Annotated in this window: 18 protein-coding genes; 7 read left to right on the plus strand and 11 right to left on the minus strand. The window is 55.2% G+C overall.

The genetic code is table 11. From position 1 onward, the window contains the following. Positions 1 to 40: 40 nt before the first annotated feature. The 7 genes from EL294_RS07450 to EL294_RS07480 are packed head-to-tail and all read right to left on the minus strand — an operon-like array spanning position 41 to position 6,083. On the minus strand, positions 41 to 1,996 hold the full coding sequence (locus tag EL294_RS07450) for an alpha/beta hydrolase (RefSeq protein WP_126466202.1): 1,956 nt from the start codon (positions 1,994 to 1,996) through the stop codon (positions 41 to 43). Beyond that, positions 1,986 to 2,840: a PSP1 domain-containing protein gene (locus EL294_RS07455; protein ID WP_126466203.1), complete on the minus strand. Its 855-nt coding sequence runs from the start codon at positions 2,838 to 2,840 to the stop codon at positions 1,986 to 1,988. Before EL294_RS07455 ends, EL294_RS07450 begins: the two co-directional genes overlap by 11 nt. Position 2,841: 1 nt before the next feature. Next, positions 2,842 to 3,678 carry a DNA polymerase III subunit gene (locus tag EL294_RS07460; protein ID WP_126466204.1) on the minus strand — a complete coding sequence of 279 codons (837 nt, stop codon included), beginning with the start codon at positions 3,676 to 3,678 and terminating at the stop codon, positions 2,842 to 2,844. Next, positions 3,678 to 3,953, minus strand: coding sequence for a cyclic-di-AMP receptor (locus tag EL294_RS07465; protein WP_164715266.1), 276 nt, complete (start codon positions 3,951 to 3,953; stop codon positions 3,678 to 3,680). Before EL294_RS07465 ends, EL294_RS07460 begins: the two co-directional genes overlap by 1 nt. A 10-nt stretch (positions 3,954 to 3,963) precedes the next feature. Continuing rightward, a complete protein-coding gene (locus EL294_RS07470; RefSeq protein WP_126466206.1) occupies positions 3,964 to 4,290 on the minus strand; it encodes a cyclic-di-AMP receptor in 327 nt (108 codons plus the stop codon). Then, the gene (gene tmk, locus EL294_RS07475; protein ID WP_126466207.1) at positions 4,287 to 4,907 is read right to left on the minus strand and encodes a dTMP kinase; all 621 of its coding nucleotides are present in this window, start codon (positions 4,905 to 4,907) and stop codon (positions 4,287 to 4,289) included. The genes EL294_RS07470 and tmk overlap by 4 nt, the downstream gene beginning before the upstream one ends. 51 nt (positions 4,908 to 4,958) lie before the next feature. Next, a complete protein-coding gene (locus EL294_RS07480) occupies positions 4,959 to 6,083 on the minus strand; it encodes a pyridoxal-phosphate-dependent aminotransferase family protein (protein ID WP_126466208.1) in 1,125 nt (374 codons plus the stop codon). 126 nt (positions 6,084 to 6,209) lie between these two features. Here EL294_RS07480 and rbr point away from each other — a divergent pair, with 126 nt between their 5' ends. Further along, positions 6,210 to 6,791, plus strand: a complete 582-nt coding sequence (gene rbr, locus EL294_RS07485; RefSeq protein ID WP_126466209.1) for a rubrerythrin — start codon at positions 6,210 to 6,212, stop codon at positions 6,789 to 6,791. A gap of 68 nt (positions 6,792 to 6,859) precedes the next feature. Further along, the gene (locus EL294_RS07490) at positions 6,860 to 7,855 is read left to right on the plus strand and encodes a YeiH family protein (protein ID WP_126466210.1); all 996 of its coding nucleotides are present in this window, start codon (positions 6,860 to 6,862) and stop codon (positions 7,853 to 7,855) included. A 52-nt stretch (positions 7,856 to 7,907) separates the two neighbouring features. Here EL294_RS07490 and EL294_RS07495 read toward each other — a convergent pair whose 3' ends face one another. The 3 genes from EL294_RS07495 to EL294_RS07505 all read right to left on the minus strand — a co-directional run bounded on the left by EL294_RS07495 (position 7,908) and on the right by EL294_RS07505 (position 10,046). After that, positions 7,908 to 8,357, minus strand: a complete 450-nt coding sequence (locus EL294_RS07495; RefSeq protein ID WP_126466211.1) for a redoxin domain-containing protein — start codon at positions 8,355 to 8,357, stop codon at positions 7,908 to 7,910. A 19-nt stretch (positions 8,358 to 8,376) separates the two neighbouring features. Beyond that, the gene (locus tag EL294_RS07500; RefSeq protein WP_126466212.1) at positions 8,377 to 8,652 is read right to left on the minus strand and encodes a GNAT family N-acetyltransferase; all 276 of its coding nucleotides are present in this window, start codon (positions 8,650 to 8,652) and stop codon (positions 8,377 to 8,379) included. Between the two features lie 143 nt (positions 8,653 to 8,795). Beyond that, positions 8,796 to 10,046 carry a dicarboxylate/amino acid:cation symporter gene (locus tag EL294_RS07505; RefSeq protein WP_126466213.1) on the minus strand — a complete coding sequence of 417 codons (1,251 nt, stop codon included), beginning with the start codon at positions 10,044 to 10,046 and terminating at the stop codon, positions 8,796 to 8,798. 189 nt (positions 10,047 to 10,235) lie between these two features. Here EL294_RS07505 and EL294_RS07510 point away from each other — a divergent pair, with 189 nt between their 5' ends. From EL294_RS07510 to EL294_RS07530, 5 genes are all read left to right on the plus strand, one after another. Continuing rightward, positions 10,236 to 11,174, plus strand: a complete 939-nt coding sequence (locus EL294_RS07510) for a magnesium transporter CorA family protein (RefSeq protein ID WP_126466214.1) — start codon at positions 10,236 to 10,238, stop codon at positions 11,172 to 11,174. Positions 11,175 to 11,298: 124 nt separating this feature from the next. Next, entirely contained in the window at positions 11,299 to 12,480 is a 1,182-nt protein-coding gene (locus EL294_RS07515; RefSeq protein WP_126466215.1) for a YkvI family membrane protein, read from the plus strand. Positions 12,481 to 12,646: 166 nt separating this feature from the next. Next, on the plus strand, positions 12,647 to 14,341 hold the full coding sequence (locus EL294_RS07520; RefSeq protein ID WP_126466216.1) for an acyltransferase family protein: 1,695 nt from the start codon (positions 12,647 to 12,649) through the stop codon (positions 14,339 to 14,341). 164 nt (positions 14,342 to 14,505) lie between these two features. Beyond that, complete coding sequence (locus tag EL294_RS07525) at positions 14,506 to 15,579, plus strand: iron-containing alcohol dehydrogenase family protein (RefSeq protein WP_126466217.1); 1,074 nt, start codon at positions 14,506 to 14,508, stop codon at positions 15,577 to 15,579. 120 nt (positions 15,580 to 15,699) lie between these two features. Beyond that, positions 15,700 to 16,824 carry a copper amine oxidase N-terminal domain-containing protein gene (locus tag EL294_RS07530; RefSeq protein ID WP_164715267.1) on the plus strand — a complete coding sequence of 375 codons (1,125 nt, stop codon included), beginning with the start codon at positions 15,700 to 15,702 and terminating at the stop codon, positions 16,822 to 16,824. Positions 16,825 to 16,888: 64 nt separating this feature from the next. On the opposite strand, the gene EL294_RS07535 is transcribed toward EL294_RS07530, so the two are convergent. Next, positions 16,889 to 18,337: a carbon starvation CstA family protein gene (locus tag EL294_RS07535; protein ID WP_126466219.1), complete on the minus strand. Its 1,449-nt coding sequence runs from the start codon at positions 18,335 to 18,337 to the stop codon at positions 16,889 to 16,891. Positions 18,338 to 18,488: the final 151 nt, after the last annotated feature.

The raw sequence follows: 18,488 nt of genomic DNA on the forward strand, positions 1-18,488 counted from the left end.
GAACTCCTGTTCGTAGATTTTATACCCGCGAAAGCATAGTTTAATCAGACTTTTTTTCTGTCGTGCGGATTCGGTCGATCTGCATTTCTCCCCGGGACTCGATGACGATTTTTGTAAGCGCCCCGAGCGAAAAGGCGGGGTTTTGGGCCCGCATCTCCTCGGCGCCGAAGGCGATCGTCTCGAGCGCCGTTTTGTATTCCCATATATCGGCGAGGTGCTGCCATTTGAGAAAGCCCGCGGAAAGGCTTGCGTGAAGCGTTCTCGCATCGGAAGGAAAGGACACCCGCTCGCCCGCCGCGTCTTCCAGGATGAGGGTAAAATCGGGCGCGCCCCGCTTCGCCGCCACATCCATAACGAGATCTGTGCCGCCGCCGGCGGGAAGGGCGATTTCTACCCTGCCGCTAAAGGTGAGGACGCGGTTTTCGCCGCCCCGTCCGGATGGCGAAAAGGCGCCTTCGCGCCAGATAGCGGCGTCTTTGCCGTCGATGCGCACGCCCTCGGCGGTTCCGGTGGTGAGATCGGCGTCCTCTTCAAAGTCGGCGAGGACCTTCGACGGGCTGTCGCGGCGAAGCGCGTAGCCCCCATCGGGGAGGTAGGCGGCAAGATCCTCGAAGATCGTCTCGTCTGCGACAAAGGCGTAGGCGAGCAATTCGAGATACGCTCGCTGTACGCGCGCTTCCAATATATCGGCCGTGTTCAAATAGAGCGCCGAAAGCCCCTCCCGGTCCAATCGTCCCCAGTTTTCGTTAAACTGCGTATGGTTGGCGTAGTCGATCAAAATCTGCCACCGATCGGCACTCGTCCGCTCGTACTGGTTCATGCCCTCCATCGATGCCACGTCCTGGTCGTGGGTGCCCTGAATCAAAAAATAGGGCACATTCAGTTCCACCGGCGCATCGCCCGGGCGAAACTGGCCGTCGGTGGGCGCCACCGAAAGCACGCCCGCCACGGGGATTTCGGGCGTCTTTTTCCCCGTATCGGGGTCGTAGGGCAGATCGGAAAGCGCCGCCGCAATGGCCGCCGCCTCGCCGCCCCGGCTGTGGCCGCCCAGATAGATCCGCTCGGGATCTATGCGGTCTTTCAGGGCGCTTTCGTGCAGAATCTTGTCCACATGGTCCAACAAGAAGAGCGCGCGGGCGTCGTTTTCTGCCCGGAGCCCCTTGCCCAAATAGGCGTTAAAATGCGACTCTTCCACCGAGACAAAGCCGATGCCCCGCGCCGCCAAATATCGCCCCAAATAGCCGTATCCCTCCATATTGTCCTCGATCATATTGTGGTTGCCGTGTACGAAAAACAGCACCGGCACCTTCTCCTCGGTGCGGGGTATGTAGATTTCGCCTTCAAAGGGGATCGACTGCAGATCGTAGCCGTTTTGCCACAGGCGAAATTTCTCCTGCCGCGCGGGCACCCGGGCGTAGGCGGAGTAGTCCGCCGTGCCGAAGTCGATCGTATGATCGGGGCCGTAGACCACTTTTTCCCAGGGGTAGCGCGCAGGGATCGTGCGATCGGCCGGCGCCTTCGGCGGCTGTTTGCCGCCGCCGGGGAGGCCGTAAAAAAGCACGACGGGCAGGAGCCACAAGGCCCCCGCCGCGATGCGAAAAGGGCACGCTTTTTTACTCGAAAGCCGATCGACGGCAAACCATATACAGAGCACGGTGACGACGGCGATGCCGTAAAAATACAGGTCGTTCGCGGGCCCCAAGCCGCGCACCTGCCGCTCCTCTTCCAGTACGCCGTAAATCGCGGCCGCAAGAAGCACCGCCTCTACCGCCGCGGGCGACATATGCCGCCCGAAGAATCGGCGAAAGGCGCGCAGGCCGAGGTGCAGCAGGCAAAAATATATCCCCCACACGGCCGCCGCCGCGACGATGTGAGGGATGCGGGTCTGAAAGTAAAACCCGGGAAAGGCGTCGACGCCCATAAGGGCGATAAGGGCCATCAGCCCCGACATGCGCGCCGACGGGGTACCGATAAGAAGCTGTAGCCTAAGCTTCATGGCCACATCCTCCCCCGCAGCCTTTTTGGCCGCACGCGGCCTCTCGCTCTAGTTCGTCCGCCGGAAACACATGGTACTCGAAGCCGTCGTCGCCGTGGATTTTGACCTTGACCAACGCGCGCAAAGTCGAGGTCTCTACCACTACGCCCCGGCCTTCGGGGGTGACGACTTTTTTGCCCGGGCGGGGCAGGCGCTTCAGGTTTTCTTCGTAGCCTTCCTGCTCGTAGCGCAGACAGCACAGCAGGCGACCGCAAACGCCGCTGATGGCGTCGGGATTCAACGAAAGTCCCTGGTCCTTCGCCATATGGATCCCCACCGACGAAAATTCCGTCAAGTACGACGAACAGCAGCATTCCCGGCCGCAACCGCCGATGCCGCCGATCATCTTCGCCTCGTCGCGCACCCCGATTTGGCGCAACTCGATCCGCGTGCGAAAAATGGCGGCGAGATCGCGCACCAGGCGCCGAAAGTCCACCCGCTCGTCGGCGGTAAAGTAGAATAGGAGCTTGGAGTTGTCGAAGGTGTACTCGGAGGAGATAAGGTGCATATCGAGCCCGTGTTCCGCGACCTTTTTTTCGCAGATCAAGAGCGCTTCGCGGGCGAGATTGCGATTGGCGATATACCGGTCCCGATCCGCCTCGGTGGCGATTCGGAGCACGGGCTTTAAATCGCCGATCACATCGTCGTCGGCCACTGTCTTATGCGCAATCGCGACATACCCGTATTCGATCCCCCGGGCGGTCTCTACGATAACGGCATCGCCCACCGCAAGCGCCTCGCCGTGCGGCGCAAAGTAGTAGATTTTTCCGCGTTCCTTAAAGCGAACGCCCACTACGTCTTTCATCCTATCCCCCAAATTCTAACAGCATCCATTCGATCGCAAAGTCACGATTCACATTGTGTTCCTTTAAGTCGTAGACCGTATAGAGCGCCTCGATCATGTCGTAGACGCGGGACCCTGCCTTTTCGGCATCCGCCGCGATCTGCGTCCGAAACTCGCCGTTGTAGAGCCGATTTTCATCTTTCGTCTCGAGCCATACCGCCATATCCCGCAGATAGCTTTCGATACAAGCGAACAGCGGATCGATGTCGTCCTTCTTCTCCTCCACCAACTTCCGCGCGAGAAATGCCTCTTCCCGCCGCGCAAATAGGCGGTGGAGCATGGCAAATGTTTCTCGTTTGAGGACGGGGTCGGTCTCCGCTTCTTCTACGCGGAGTTCGTAATAGCCCGAGCGCGACCGAACCGTCGGCAGAATGCGGTCGGGATGGGCGCTCAGCAAGAGAAACGACGTCTTAGCCGGCGGCTCTTCCAACAGTTTTAACAGCGCATTTTGGCCCTCGACGGTGGTCTTTTCGAATTCCGAAAACAAAAACACCTTGCCGCCCCCCAAATACGAGGTCATGGACGCCTCTTCGATGACGTCTTCCACCATCTCTTTTTTGATGGAGGCATTTCGCGTCTTTTTGCTGGGCAGGATCTCGAAATAGTCGGGGTGGTTTTTGCCGTCCCCCGCCCCCGATACAAATTGGCGGCACGAAGCACAATGCCCGCAAGGGGCGTCCCCTTCCGGGCAGAGTAGAGCCATGGCAAATTCCCGCCCCCGACGGAGCGCACCCTCACCCGATCCCTTGAGGATGTAGCTGTGCAGCCCGCCTGCGGGAAAGCTCTGTGTATGTTTCATTATATCTGCATGCCCTTTTCCAAATTGACGGAAAACACATGGGCGCCGGCGTGGGGATCTTCGGGATCGTGGCGATCGCCGATAATGCGCTGAAAGATATCTTTTAAGCGCGCCTCCTGCTCCGCCCGAATGCCGATGACCACGGTGGTGTTTCCCTCTTTTAGAAAGCCGCCGGTGGACGCCATCTCGGTAACGGATATGCCCTCTTCCATCAATTCGTCGATAAAGTCGCCGATAAAGCGGTCGGCGATTATGGCAAAGACCATCTTTTCCATGACGGCCCCCTTAATAGCGGCTGTATTCCGCCACGTCGAGGATAAAGATCGTGGCGCCGCCCACCCGCACATTGAGCGGATAGGGCAGGAAGGATTCTCCCGGCGCGGTCATGGCGACCATAGAGGCGGGCTCGTCGCGTACCGAGCAGTTTTCCTCCAAAATCGTCAAGAGTTCGTCCATATCTTCTTCCTCTACGCCCATCAAGAGGGTGGTGTTTCCGGATTTCAAAAAGCCGCCGGAAGAAGACAGTTTCGTCACGCGGAATCTCTTTTCGGTCAGGACGTCGATCAAGCCGGAGGCGTCTTGGTCCTGCACGATGGCAAATATCAGTTTCATCGTTGATTGCGCTCCTTTTCTATGCTTTCGATACAACGGGCCAGGACCTCCTCCTGCGGCAAAAAGGCGTCGATCCGCACCAGGCGGTCGTCCCATTTGCGGGAGAGGATGCGGTAATTTTCCTCTACGGATCCCAAAATGCCCTCGTCCGATTCCAGCCGATCCGCCTTTCGATCCCCGATGCGGGAAAGCGAGGAGTGCTCGGCGCTGTCTAAATAGATGGTGATGTCGGCCGAAAGGCCCGCGGTGGCGAATTCGTTGATCGCCTCGATCGCCGAAAGCCCCAGTTGCCGGCACAGGCCCTGGTAGACGAGGCTCGAGAAGACGAACCGCTCACAGATCACCAGCTGCCCCGCCTCGAGGGCGGGAATAATGCGCTCTTCCACGTGTTGGGCGCGGCTCGCCGCATACAAGAGCGCCTCGGTGCGGGGGTGCATCTCCTTGTTCTCGGGCGAGAGCAGAATATCGCGGATTTCCTCGGAGATCGCGGTACCCCCCGGCTCCCGGGTGCTGATGACGTCTACCCCTCGAAGGCGATAGTACGATTCGATGCCCCGCGCCACGGTGCTCTTTCCAGATCCGTCGGGCCCTTCGATTACGACAAATATGCCTTTCATGGAAATCCCCCCTTCTTTTTATTATTATACCACACGCACCCTATGTGAAAATCACGCGCGCGCAATCGCCGCCTCGAAGGTCTCGAGGAATCGGGTATCGGCCATGCCCGCCTCGCCAAAGACTTCGTCTAAAACCGTAAAGAGCGCGCGGAAGTTCTCTTCGGAGATGTTCGACCCCATATGTCCGATGCGGATCAGCCCATCGTGGAGTTCCCCCACGCCCTTGGAGATCATGACGCCCTTTTCTCGGCAGCGGTCTAAGATCTCGGTGGCGGTCATGCCATCGGGCACGCAGACGGCGGTTACCGTATCGGAAAAGGCGTCCTTCGGGTACAGGGTAAAACCGCTGTCGACGAAGGCCTTTCTCGTAATCTCGCCGTATTGTCTATGTAGGGCGATCGAATCGCGTTCTTGCCACAGATCCAGCGCCTCGTTTAAGGCATAGGTCAGGTGTTCACTCATGGTGTAGGGAAAGGCGAAGTCTTCGCTCACGTCGAGATAGTTTAAGAGATTCATATAGTAGCTGGGAATCCGCGTCTTGCGATTTCGCATTTTTTGTTCCGCCGCTTCGCTTAGGGTCAAAATCGAAAGACCCGTCGGCGCACTCAGACACTTTTGGGTGCCGCCGAGAAGAATGTCCATGCCGCTTTCGTCGAAGTCGATGTCTTCGCCGCCGAAGGACGAGACACAGTCGACGATCGAGAGGATACTGTATTCCTTTAAGAGTTTGCAGATGGCGGCGGCGTCGTTGGTGATGCCCGAGGGGGTTTCGCAGTGCACCATGGTCGCCAGGGCGAAGTCCGAATCCTTTTCTAAAAACGCCCGCAGCGCGTCGACGTCGAGTCCGTGGCGAAAATCGCCTTCAAACAGCACCGCTTCGCCGCCGAAAAAGTCGACGAATTCCGAAAAACCCGCGCCGAAAAAGCCGTTGGAAAGCACCAATACGCGCTCGCCCGGTTCCATCAAAGAGCACACGCTCCCTTCCAAGGCGAGCATGCCTTCGGCCAACATAATGATCGAAGGGCGGTCGGTATGTACCACGCGGGAAAGCTTTTTCTCCACATTGCGGTGGAACTTTTCATATTCCGGATCCAGGTCGGGATTGGTAACAATCCCTTGCATGGCTTTTTCTACACGCGGATCGATGGTCGTAGGGCCTGCGCACAAAATTTTCATAGTTACCTCCTATTGAAACGATTGCATACGGTATCAGTATATCACGAAGCGGTCGTGTTGAAAACGCCGAAAAAGTGGAGTATGATGGAGGTGTACCGTTATGATTTCGATCACAGGAGGTAGACAATGACATTAAAAGGCAGCAAAACCGCCGTCAACCTGCTCACTTCGTTTGCCGGAGAGAGCCAGGCGAATATGCGCTACACCATGTACGCCAAACAGGCGGAAAAAGACGCATCCATTCAAATTCGCAATATCTTTGAGGAAACCGCTCGCAACGAAAGAGAGCACGCCAAGCGCTTCTATAAATTCCTCACCGCGGAAATGACCCACGAAGAACTGAATGTGGACTGGAACTTCCCCGTTACTTATGCCGATACCGCCGCCAATCTGGAAGCGGCCATCGCCGGCGAAAACGACGAAGCGACGGATATGTATCCGACCTTCGCCAAAATCGCCAAAGAAGAGGGTTTCGACGAAGTCGCCGAGGCATTTACCGAAATCTCTGAAGTAGAAGAAAAGCACCGGGACCGCTACAAAAAGCTCCTGGACAATGTCAAAAACGACCGCCTCTTCGAACGCGACGAAGTCGTCCTCTGGAAGTGCAACAACTGCGGCTACATCCACGAAGGCAAGACCGCGCCGGATGTTTGCCCCGCCTGCGTGCACCCCCAAAAGTGGTTCGAACTCTTTAAAGAAACGTATTAAACAGCGCGGAAGGGGCCGGTTCGCCGGCCCCTTTCTTTGTCCCTTCGGGGACGGAAAGTGAGGCATTTATGCAACAAAAAATTCCGGGCATGCTCCTCGCCGCCGTGATTGCCTTGGCGGCGACCTTCTTGGGCAAGTCCTTTCCCATCGTAGGCGGCGCCGTCTTCGCCATTTTGATCGGCATGATTCTGGCACGGTTCTCGTTTCCCCGCACGGCGTTGGATCCGGGCATTTCCTTTACCGCGAAATACATACTGCAGCTCGCGGTGGTGCTCTTGGGATTCGGCATGAATCTCTTCGAAGTGCTGCGCGTCGGCGCCCAGTCCCTGCCCATCATCATCTCCACCATCGCCACGGCGTTGATTGTGTCGTACCTTTTGCAAAAAAAGCTCGACATCACCCCCGTCTCGGCGACGCTGGTGGGCGTGGGCTCTTCGATCTGCGGCGGCAGTGCCATTGCCGCCACCGCGCCGGTCGTCGAAGCGCGGGAAGAAGAGATCGCCAAGGCGATTTCTGTCATCTTCTTCTACAATGTGCTGGCGGCCCTCCTCTTTCCCACCCTGGGCGGCATATTGGGACTTACCAATGAGGGCTTCGGGATCTTTGCCGGCACCGCCATCAACGACACCTCGTCGGTGACGGCGGCGGCGAGCACTTGGGATGCGATGCACACCTCCAATGCGCTCGACATCGCCACCACGGTAAAGCTCACCCGCACCCTGGCCATCCTCCCCATCACCTTGTTCCTCGCCTACCGAAAAACCAAGGCGGGGGGAGGCGCGGTCTCGATAAAAAACGTGCTCCCTTACTTCGTCTTTTTGTTTTTGGCGGCATCGATCTTAACCACCGTACTTACCGGCAGCGGCATAGACGGCGCGTTTTTTGCCCCCTTAAAGACCCTCTCGAAATTCTGCATCACCATGGCAATGGCGGCCATCGGGCTGAACACCGACATCGTAAAGCTCGTAAAAACCGGCGGAAGCGCCCTCGCCTTGGGCGGCATCTGCTGGGTCTCGATCGCCGTCGTAAGCCTTTTGATGCAACATCTTATGGGCATTTGGTAATCGAAGAAAAAGAGCAGGTTCAAAAGAACCTGCTCTTTTTTTGCGCTGTAATTTATCGGAGCGCCGAAAGAATCTCGTCGACATCGGGCCGCTCGTCTTGTTCGTATTGTTTGCACCAAATCACCGCGTCGTCCTCGTAGACCACGACGGCGCGTCCGCTGATGCCAGCCTTGTCGATATAGACCCCGCACTGCTTGGCGAGGTCGCCCTTGGGCTCGAAGTCGGCGAGGATCTTGAGTTTTCCGAGACCGATGCTCTTTGCCCACACGCCCTTTGACGGATGGGCATCCACGCTGATGCCGAAGGGGGTCACGCCCAGCTTTTCGAAATCCTCATAGGCGTTTTCGAGATCGCGCATTTGGTCGGTACACAGAGAGGTAAAGGCCAGCGGGTGAAAGGCCAAAAGCACCTTTCCCTTTAGATCCTTCGAGTCGACCTTCTCGCCGGTTTGATCCCGAAGTACGAATTTCGGCGCGCTGTCGCCTTTTTTTACAATCGTCATCATTTTCTCCCTTCAGGTATCAGTGTTTGCGTACGTCCGCATAGGAGGCATCGGTATCGAATACGCGCTTGGCGTAGGGACATAGGGGAATAATCTTTACCCCGCGCTTTCTCGCCTCGCCCGCCAGGGCCACCACCAGCTCGCCGCCGATGCCGCGCCCCTTGTTCGGCTCGTCCACGCAGGTACAGTCCAATACCCAAATGTCCTCTGCTTCCCGATAGATCGCCTCCCCGACTTCCTTTGCGTCCTCGTAGGCGGCGACCCGGTGATTGTCGGGTTCGTATCGAATGTCCATGGGACTCCTCCTTACTGTCTTCTTACTGTGTCGGTTCGCATCCGAACCTCATCGATATATGTGTATATACCCAAAACCGCAAAGAAATCGTCAATTTCTGCGACAAAAAAAGGTCCCCGAGGGGACCTCTTCTTATACGGTATTTATACAGCAATTTCGTCCGTGTCTTCTTCTTCGTCTTCGATATTCGGCTTGGGACGCTTGACGATATGGTCGTAGTAGATTTTTTCTACGATCATAGAAATCGCGTTGTCGCCGGCTACGTTGGCCGCCGTACCGAAAGAGTCCTGAGTCAGATAGAGGGAGACGAGGATGGCCGCGATGGGAGAATCCGTCGCGATGCCGACCACCGGCAAGAAGGGCAGGGCACTCATTACCGCGCCGCCCGGTGCGCCGGGAGCCGCCACCATAGCCACGCCCAATACGGCAATAAATTGAATCAACAGGCCGTAGTTGTGGGGCATATTATACATATACAGCAAAGTATATACACAGGCCGTAATGGTGATCATAGAACCGGGCAAGTGTACCGTCGCCGACAAGGGGATGACGAATTCGCGGATCTGTCGGGTAACCCCGATTTGACGGTTACATTCCACATTGACGGGAATGGAAGCCGCCGAAGATTGGGTACCCACAGCGGTGAGGTAGCCCGGAATCATCTTGATAAAAGATTGAACCGGATTTCTCTTGGTGTAGGTGCCCGCCACGAGGAACATCGCAAAGACGTAGAGCACGTGGAGAATCAGGATGCAGACGAAGATGCGGATAAAGATGGAAAGGATTGCAAATACACTGCCGGAGTAGGCCATATTTGCGAAGTTCCCGAAGATAAAGAAAGGAAGTAAGGGAATAATGACATTGGCCAAAACCATCTTAATCATTTCGTTAAATTCGTCTACCAAGGTGTAGAAGCCGTCGCCGGTGCCCCGTTGTCTCAATATGGAAACGCACAGACCCACCATAAAGGCGAGAACCAACGCACCGGTAACGTCGATCGCCGGTTCGAGGGGAATCTCGAAGTACGCTTCGACGGTCTTTTCGGTGGCGCCTTGAATTTCTGCGACCATTTCCTTGGAGATAAAGCTCGGGAAAATATTGCTCGCCATGATATAGGACAAAGAGCCCCCGATCAAGGTGGAGCAATACGCCAGGCCAACCGTAGCCAAGAGCAGCTTACCGGCACCCTCGGAGAGGTCGGCGATACCTTTGCTGACAAATGCGATAATCATCAGGGGGATGATGAAGTTCAAGAACTTACCGAAGTTCGCAGAAAATGTCACTGCGATTTTGGTGACGACTTCGGGTAAGTAACTTCCTACCAGCACCCCTAAGAGGATCGCGATGATCAGTCGGGGAATCAGTCCCAGACTGAATTTTTTCTTTTCACTCATTGTGAACCTCCTAGTTTTTGACTATGTATAATACCATGACTCCATTATAACAAACTTAAGGAATTCCGCATCCGATTTCTAAAAATACTCTAAAAGTATACAATCATTTATCAAAGTCCTTTGATAAAGGAATCCGAGGCCGACGACGCTTTATCGGGTATACGGGTATATAGGAAATAGGAGGAAACGATGAAGCGATTATACACATGCAAAGACCGCGGCTACCGCGAAGCCCAGGAGGGCCAAGAGGCCTTTTGGATCGAACTCAGAAGTCCCGACGAACGCGAGATCAAAGAAATCACGCGGGCCTACGAACTCCCTAGAGACTATCTGACTGGGGTGGCCGATCCCTACGAAGTCCCCCGCAACGAAGGCGAGGACGATCCCAAGCCGGATCTGTTTATCCTACGCTATCCCATCAAAAACACCGACGGCTCTTACGATACCCGCCCTGTGGCGCTGATCCTTACAAAAAAGGCGGTAATTACCGTCCACTACGACGGCAGTGATTTTTTTCGCGCCTTCAAAGAAGGCAAGGGCCCCAAGCTCTCCAAGGAAAACACCTCGCCGGTGGAGGATATGATTATCAACTTCGCCTACTATATTTCGAAGAGCTATGTCGCCGCCATTCGGGAGATCAACGAAGAGATTATGGGCTTGGAGCAGGACATCAAGCGCTCTACCAAGAGCGGCTATATCGAAAAAAACATCATTCTTTCCCGCAGTCTGATCCAGTTTAAGAGCGCCACAAGAGAAAACGAGCCGGTTCTCGAGGCGATCTTTCGCCTGCGTCGATTGGACGAAGACCCCGACCACGACGAACTCCTTCACGACGTGCAGGTAGAAAGCAAGCAGGCGCGCCTAATGGCAGAAGACGCCTCCCAGGTGATGGAAAAACTGGGCGATCTGTATTCCAATGTCATCAACAACAATCTAAACGAGGTCATGAAAACCCTCACCTCCATCACCATTCTTATGACCGTACCCACCATCGTCGGCGGCTACTGGGGCATGAACACGGAGCTGCCCATACAAAAGGCGCCCTTCGCCTTTTGGTGGCTGATCCTCTTGAGCGTCGTGGTGATTCTGCTTTTGACCTGGTATCTGAAGAAGAAGGACTATCTGTAAGATCTCGCTTTTCGAGGGCGGCTCGGAAAGCGTGCTATTTTTTTGTATGGGCTCTTTTCAGTATTTTCCTTTTGTGATACACTTTTCACATGCAAACGTATCTCTCTATTGACTGGAGGAAATGATGAAAAAGAACAATTACATAACGCCGATCAGTTTTGGCGTTGCGACGGTGTGGTTTTCCACCCACTGCGGGGCGGGCTTCGCCTCGGGTACACAGGAACTGCAGTTTTTCGCCAACCACGGCTGGTTCGGCGTACTCATGCCCATTCTGACCTTTGTCCTGATCGCCCTGACCTACTATGTGGGCCTGGAGACCGCACGCCAAACCGATCGTTGGAGCTATGACGCCTGGTCCAAAGAGGCCTACGGCAAGTACAGCAAGGTCCTCACCCCCGCCATGGACGTGAGCATTGTCATTACCACCGTGGCCGCATCAGCCGCCACCATCGCCACCGGCGGGCTGTTGGTGAACGAATATCTGGGTCTGCCGGTGATCGTCGGCTCCCTTTTGATGGTCGTCATCGTCACCCTGCTCGTCATCTTCGGAGAAGAAGTCGTCCGCAAAAACGCCACCATTATGACTATCGCAATTTTGGCCATTATCTCTATCGTTATCGTGGCGGGCCTGATCAAATTCGGGCCGGATATCGCGCGCTTGTTCTCCGAAGGCTATGTGAATCCCCAAGCCACCAAATGGGGCATTAGCGCATCCGATGAGACCGTGCCGGGCAATCTCTTGAACTCGCTGTTGTGGGCGCTTACCTATGCGGGATTCCAAATTAGCGCCATCGGCGGCATCACCTCCTCTTTTAAGGGCGGTGAAACCAAAGAAGAATCCAAGGGCGCGATGATCGCCGGCGCGGTGATGAACATCCTGATGCTCGTCGGCATCTGCCTGTTGATCTTCTCGCAAATGCCCGACATCTACCTGAACGAAACCACCCGGGCGCTTCCCACCATCGCCGTGGTCAACCAGCTTCACATCCCGATCCTGGAGGTGCTCTACCCAATTCTCCTATTTTTGGCGCTGATCACCACCGCCGTCGGCTTTATCTTCGGCATGGTACAACGGATCGAGCCCCATATCATGAAGCAAGAGACGAATATCGTCAAGAAAAAGGCGATCATCGCCGTGGCATCGCTGGTGGTCTGCTATCTGGTGTCCCGCTTGGGCCTGATGTGGATCGTACAAAACGCCTACAAGTACCTGGGAATCTTCAACTGGATCTTTATCATCCTGCCCCTGTGGTTCTTGGGCTATAAGGCGATCGCCCGCAGGGATCGCTTCCTGAAAGAAAAATAAACCATCGATCGCAAAACGTCGCCGCATTCGGCGGCGTTTTTTATTTTCCCGAAAGAAATGCGAAAATCCGCCCTTTTTTTGGCACAGGAAGTGCATTTATTCTCATTTGTGCTATACTGAAAAAGAGTCGTTTTTACGACCGTTTTTTACATAAGGAGATGTTTACGTGCACAAGCATATACGCGCCTTTACGGGGATACGCGCCGTCGCCCTGTGGGGCGTGATCCTGTATCACCTATACCCCCACGTCGTACGCGGGGGCTATTTGGGCGTGGTGGTTTTCTTCGTCTTGTCCGGCTATTTGCTCATGCGCCAATTTCTCGACAAGCCGACCGAGCCCATACACAAATTCATCGACCGCTACAAGCGGCTCACCCCGCCCCTGTTGTTTGTCGTCGCGGTGACGACGTTTTTTGCCGCGGTATTTTTCCGCGACGATTTTTCGGCGGTATTCGCCTCCGGCCTCGCCGCGCTCTTTGGCGTAAACAACTGGCAGCAGATCCTCCACGGCTTTTCGTACTTCGATCTGCACGGGCGCTTCTTGCCCTTTACCCATATGTGGGCGCTCTCCGCACAGATGCAGTTTTATCTGGTCTGGGCGATTCTTCAAAAGCGATTCGGCAAGAAAAAGCCCGCCTTTGTCCTCTCCCTCGCCGTGATGCTCATCGTCTCGTTTCTTCTGATGATGGGCATGACGCCCTTTCACGAGGACCATACCCGCATCTATTACGGCACCGATACGCGCTTTTTCTCCTTTGCCATGGGCGCGCTCTTCGCCGTACTGGGCAAGCAGGGGATCTTCCGAAAACCCCAGCGCGACAAGAGCCTCCACGTGCTCGCCCTTACGGCCGTCACGCTGCTCTTATTCTTCTTCTTTGTCGAAGGGAAATTTCTCTATTACGGGGGCATGTTTCTCTTTACCCTGTTGATCTGCTTTCTCTTGGTATTTGTCGCCAAAGACGACAACGCCGCGGCGCGCGCCTTCGATACGCCCCTACTGCGCTATTTCGGCAGCCGCAGCTATGAGCTCTACCTGTGGCAATACCCCTTGATGCTGCTCTTTCAACAGTTTTTTGCCCACCACGCCATCTCGTATACGATGGTGGTGCTCTTGCAGCTGCCGGTGCTACTCCTCGCGGCAGAAGGCACCTATCGCCTATTCCGCGCCCCTAAGCGCAAAAAACTCGTACCCGCCCTGCTCCTCGTCTTCCTCCTCTCTTCGGGGGCGGGATTCCTCTTGCCCGAGTCCCCGGCGGCCGAGGCCGACCCCGTCCAAACCGAAGAAGCGCATGCCGAAGGCGATGTGCCCCAAGGGGTGAGCGCCGTCAATGCAGAGTGGCCCGCCCTCGCCCTCACCGAAGCCGATCTCGAGACGCTTTCGGAAATGCGGGGGTTGATGATCGGCGACAGCATTACCGAGATGGTCGCTCCCTATGTGGAAGACCTTATGCCCCGTATGACCGTAAACGGCAAAGTCAACCGCCAACTCGTCCACGCCAAAGACGTCCTCTCCGAGTACGATTTGGAAAACCTGGACACGGACGTCCCCGTGGTATACCAGCTGGGCACCAATTCCGACTTTCATTCCGACACCTTAAAGGACCTCCTCGACCGCACGGGGGATCGGCCTATTTATCTGATCAACACCGCCATGCCCGACCCCTGGGAGGCGAGCGTCAACGAAAAATTTGCCGAAGCTGCAAAGCGGCCGAATGTGCACCTGATCGACTGGTATTCCATCGCCAAAGAACGGGAAGACATCTTTATCGAGGACCACACCCACCCCAAGGGAATCGGACGCAATCTGTTCGCCCAAATGGTCGCCAAGGCACTCCTCGCCGGCGAAACCGACGCAGAATAGCCGCACGCACAACCGGAGAGATCTCCGGTTGTTTTTGTATCTTTTTTCGTACGCAATATTCTTCTTTTTACACCCTTGTCCGCCAAAGGCTTTCATAGTATAGTACCAACAAATACAGTGCCCGGAAGACGCGAAAGCGCCCGGGCAGGGAGGTTGATTCGTATATGTTTTTGCCCGCATACAGCGTATCCCGCGGAGGCTATGACGACCTTGCCGCGGTTATAGATCGCGCACACTATACGCGCGTCGCCCTCATCGGCGGAGAGCGCGCCTTGACCGCGGCCGCCCCGAAGATTCGAGAAGCCGTCCGTGCCTCCGGTGCCGAAGTGGTGGCCGAGGTCGTCTACGGCACCGAATGTAGCCAAGAAAATATAGACCGCCTGGCGAACGACGACGCCGTGCGCGCGGCCGATGTCCTCTTTGCGGTGGGCGGCGGCAAGGCCATCGACACCGTAAAGGTGCTGTCCCTCGCGCTCGATCTGCCCGTATTCGCCTTTCCCACCATCTGCTCCAACTGCGCGGCCATGACCGCCATCGCCGTGGTCTACCATCCCGACGGCAGCCTGTCGCACTACGCCTTTCCGCATGCGCCCCGCCACGTCTTTATCGACCTCGAGACCATCGCCAATGCCCCCGACATCTACTTTTGGGCGGGAATCGGCGACGGCATCAGCAAACAGGCGGAGGTCACCTTTGCCGCTCGCGGCGAAGCTCTCGACCACACCGCCCGGCTGGGCCTCGGCATCGCACAGACCTGCGAAGCGCCGCTGATCGAATACGCAGAGGCGGGACTCCAAGACGTAAAGGCGCATCGCGTAAGCCGCGCGGTCGAAGAAGTCGCACTCGATATTTTGGTCTCTACCGGCTATGTATCCAATCTCACCAATCAGGACGCATACTACTACAACTCGTCTTTGGCACACGTCTTCTTCGATACCTCCTGCTCGGTCGTCCGCGAAGGCAGCTACCTACACGGCGAAGTGGTCGCCTTTGGCGTCATGGTGCTTCACGCCTACGACGACAACGCGACGGGACTCGAAAAAATCGCCCGCTTTAACCGCTCCCTGGGCCTTCCCGTCACCCTGGCGGAAATCGGCCTTTCCGAATCCGATCTCGACGGCATGATGGCACTCGCCCCCGAAACCATCGAGTTTCAGCGCGCCCGCACGCCCTTATCGGCGGATCGGCTCAAAGAAGCCGCCATTCGGGCAGACGCCTTCGGACGGACTTTGTTATAATAGAATCACGATCGATCGAGGGTCCTTCGGGGCCCTCTTTCTTTCGCCGCACGCTTTATCCCTTTATAGCGAAGTCTTACATATATACCGACTTCGCCGAGAATTCGATAGGAGATGAGGATGAAACGAAAAATTTTGGCCGCCGCACTGCTGCTCCTGCTACTCTTTTCGGGCACGAGCCTTGCACAAGGCGACATTCGCCTGTGGATTTACGGCGACTACATCGAAAGCGATGTGGCCCCCTATATCAAAAACGACCGCACCATGGTCCCCCTTCGAGTCATCTCGGAGGAGCTGGACAAAGATGTGATATGGGTGCCCGAGTACCGGTCGGTCGTGATCGGAAATACCTATAACGACTTCGAAGACGCCGTCATCTTTCGGATCGGCGACCGAAATTTGTACCACGCCGACGGCTATATCATGGCCAAACTCGACGCCCCGCCCGAAATTCGCGGCGACCGCACCTTCGTGCCCCTGCGCGCCGTGGCGGAAGCTTTGCAGATGGAGATCGGTTGGGACGGCGCCCACCGCACGGTGTATATCGGTTCCGACTATCGGCCGCCGAAATACGACCGCCGGCAGATGCATCTGCGGATAGAGGGCAAGGACTACCCCATTCTCGTGCAGTATCAGGGAGAGGAACTCTATGGGGAGCTCACTGCGGTCGCCGACGCATTTGGGTACCGACTTACTTATGAAACGGCACCCTATGGCGGGGAAGGCACGGCCGGCTATTTGACACAGCCAAACGGTAGGAAGATTCTTGCCTGGTATTCAGTTAGGGTAGATGGAATTGACTTCTCAAATAATCCTGAAACTAGATCGCTCATTAAACTCCATGGCCGCGACTTTATATCCATGTCTATACTGGCTGATGCACTACACATGTACTATGCAGAAGATTCAGAAGCCGGAATTATCACATTAACGCCGGATACACGAAATGAAGAATGCCCCATTATTTTCCACGATCCAGCTGACACATCCTCCGATTACGTAAAAACACCCGCTTCTTCTATCAAAATCCGTTATCAAAATGGTCGTTATGAACTCATCGGGATGGAAGAATATGGGGTTCATACAATAAAAGAGTTTCAAAATTCTTTTTATTTTGATGAATCTGGGAATTTCACACTCGATAAAATGAACAAATTCAAGGGAGAAGCGAGGCTCTTATTTGATCACAACTACTATCTTTTATCTCGGAACGAGGGGTACGTCTTCTCTAATGCTTCCGGTTGATTTATGCAAAAGAAAAACGGACTACATGATTTGCTGTAGTCCGTTTTTCTTATAGGGATCGCGTTTATTGTTCGTGTTTCATTACTTCTTCTTTGCGACCGCCGGCAATTTTGTTGACGATGAAGAAGTAGAGCACAGCTCCTACGGCGCCGATGATATAGGCGACGGTCATCGGCAAGCGCAGGCCGATATCGGCACTGGCGATATAGCTTACGACGACGAAAGCGTAGAACAGCCCGGGGATCAAGGTGAGCCAGTAGGGCTTGTTGTGCATCTTCAGGTAGATGGAGATCAGCGCCAAAGCGAATACGGCCACCAGTTGGTTGGTAAAGCCGAAGTATCTCCAGAGGATTTGGAATCCTTCGCCGTTGGATTTTGCAAAGAACAGAATCAGCACCGCGGGAATAAAGAGCACCAAGGAAAGGAGCACGCGGTTTTTCGGCGTGGATTGGTCCATATTGATTTGCTCTGCCACCATCAGTCGCAGGGAACGGAATGCCGTATCGCCCGAGGTGATGGGAAGCACGATGACGCCCGCAATGGCAAAGAGACCGCCGACGGTACCCATAAATTCGCGGGAAATGTTCCCGACCATCAGGGTCGCGTTGGTGTCAATGGCGGCGCCGCGGTTAAATACGATCATGGCACCGGCCGCCCAGACCATGGCGATAAAGCCTTCGATGATCATGGAGTTGTAGAAGATGCCGCGACCTTCGTGTTCGGATTTAACCGTACGGGAAATCAGGGTTGCCTGGGATCCGTGGAAACCGGACATAATACCGCAGGCGACGGTGATAAAGAACACGGGGATAAACATTTGACCCGTGGGGTGCTTGGAGAGCAATGCCCCTTCGGTGATATTGTGCATATCGGGCGCGCCGTTTAGCAGGATGCCGATAAAGATAAATACCGCCGACAGCACCAATACGGCGCCGAAAATCGGGTAGATTCTTCCGATAATCTTATCGATGGGGAAAAGGGTCGCCACGATGTAGTACAAGAGAATGCCCGCATAGGCGATCCAAATCGCGGTGCCGTTTACGTCCATGCCCAAGAGGTCGTTTACGATCAAGTCCCCGGGGGTGTAGATAAATACGACGCCGGTGAGGAGCATCAGAATACAGATGATGACGATGTAGATTTTGTTGGCCTTAGACCCCATGTATTTGGTGATCAGACGGGGCACTTGCCAGCCGTTGTTGCGCATGGAGATCATGCCGACGAAATAGTCGTGTACCGCGCCGGCCAGTACACAGCCGATGGGAATCGTCAAAAATGCGATGGGCCCGAACAAAATCCCTTGAATGGGTCCCAAAATGGGGCCGGTGCCCGCGATATTTAACAATTCGATAAGCGCGTTTCTGCCTTTGCTCATCTCTACATAGTCGACGCCGTCTGCCAGGCGAACGGCGGGGGTGTCTCGGTCGTCCGGACCGAAGATCTTTTCTACGAATTTGCCGTAGAAGAAGCCGCCGACGATGAGGATGACCAAACCCAAGATAAATAAAGCCATAGTTCCTCCTAAATACTGTAAAATATTGCTTTCATATCTATTCTACTGTTTTTACACTTACCCTTCAACACCGATCTTTCACCAAATTGTTGCAAAGTTTTTGCTTTTTCTGTGAAATGGGTTCGAATTTAGGGATTGTTCTCGTTTGCAC

The sequence above is a fragment of the Aedoeadaptatus ivorii genome (genome assembly GCF_900638585.1).
Lineage (GTDB): Bacteria > Bacillota > Clostridia > Tissierellales > Peptoniphilaceae > Aedoeadaptatus > Aedoeadaptatus ivorii.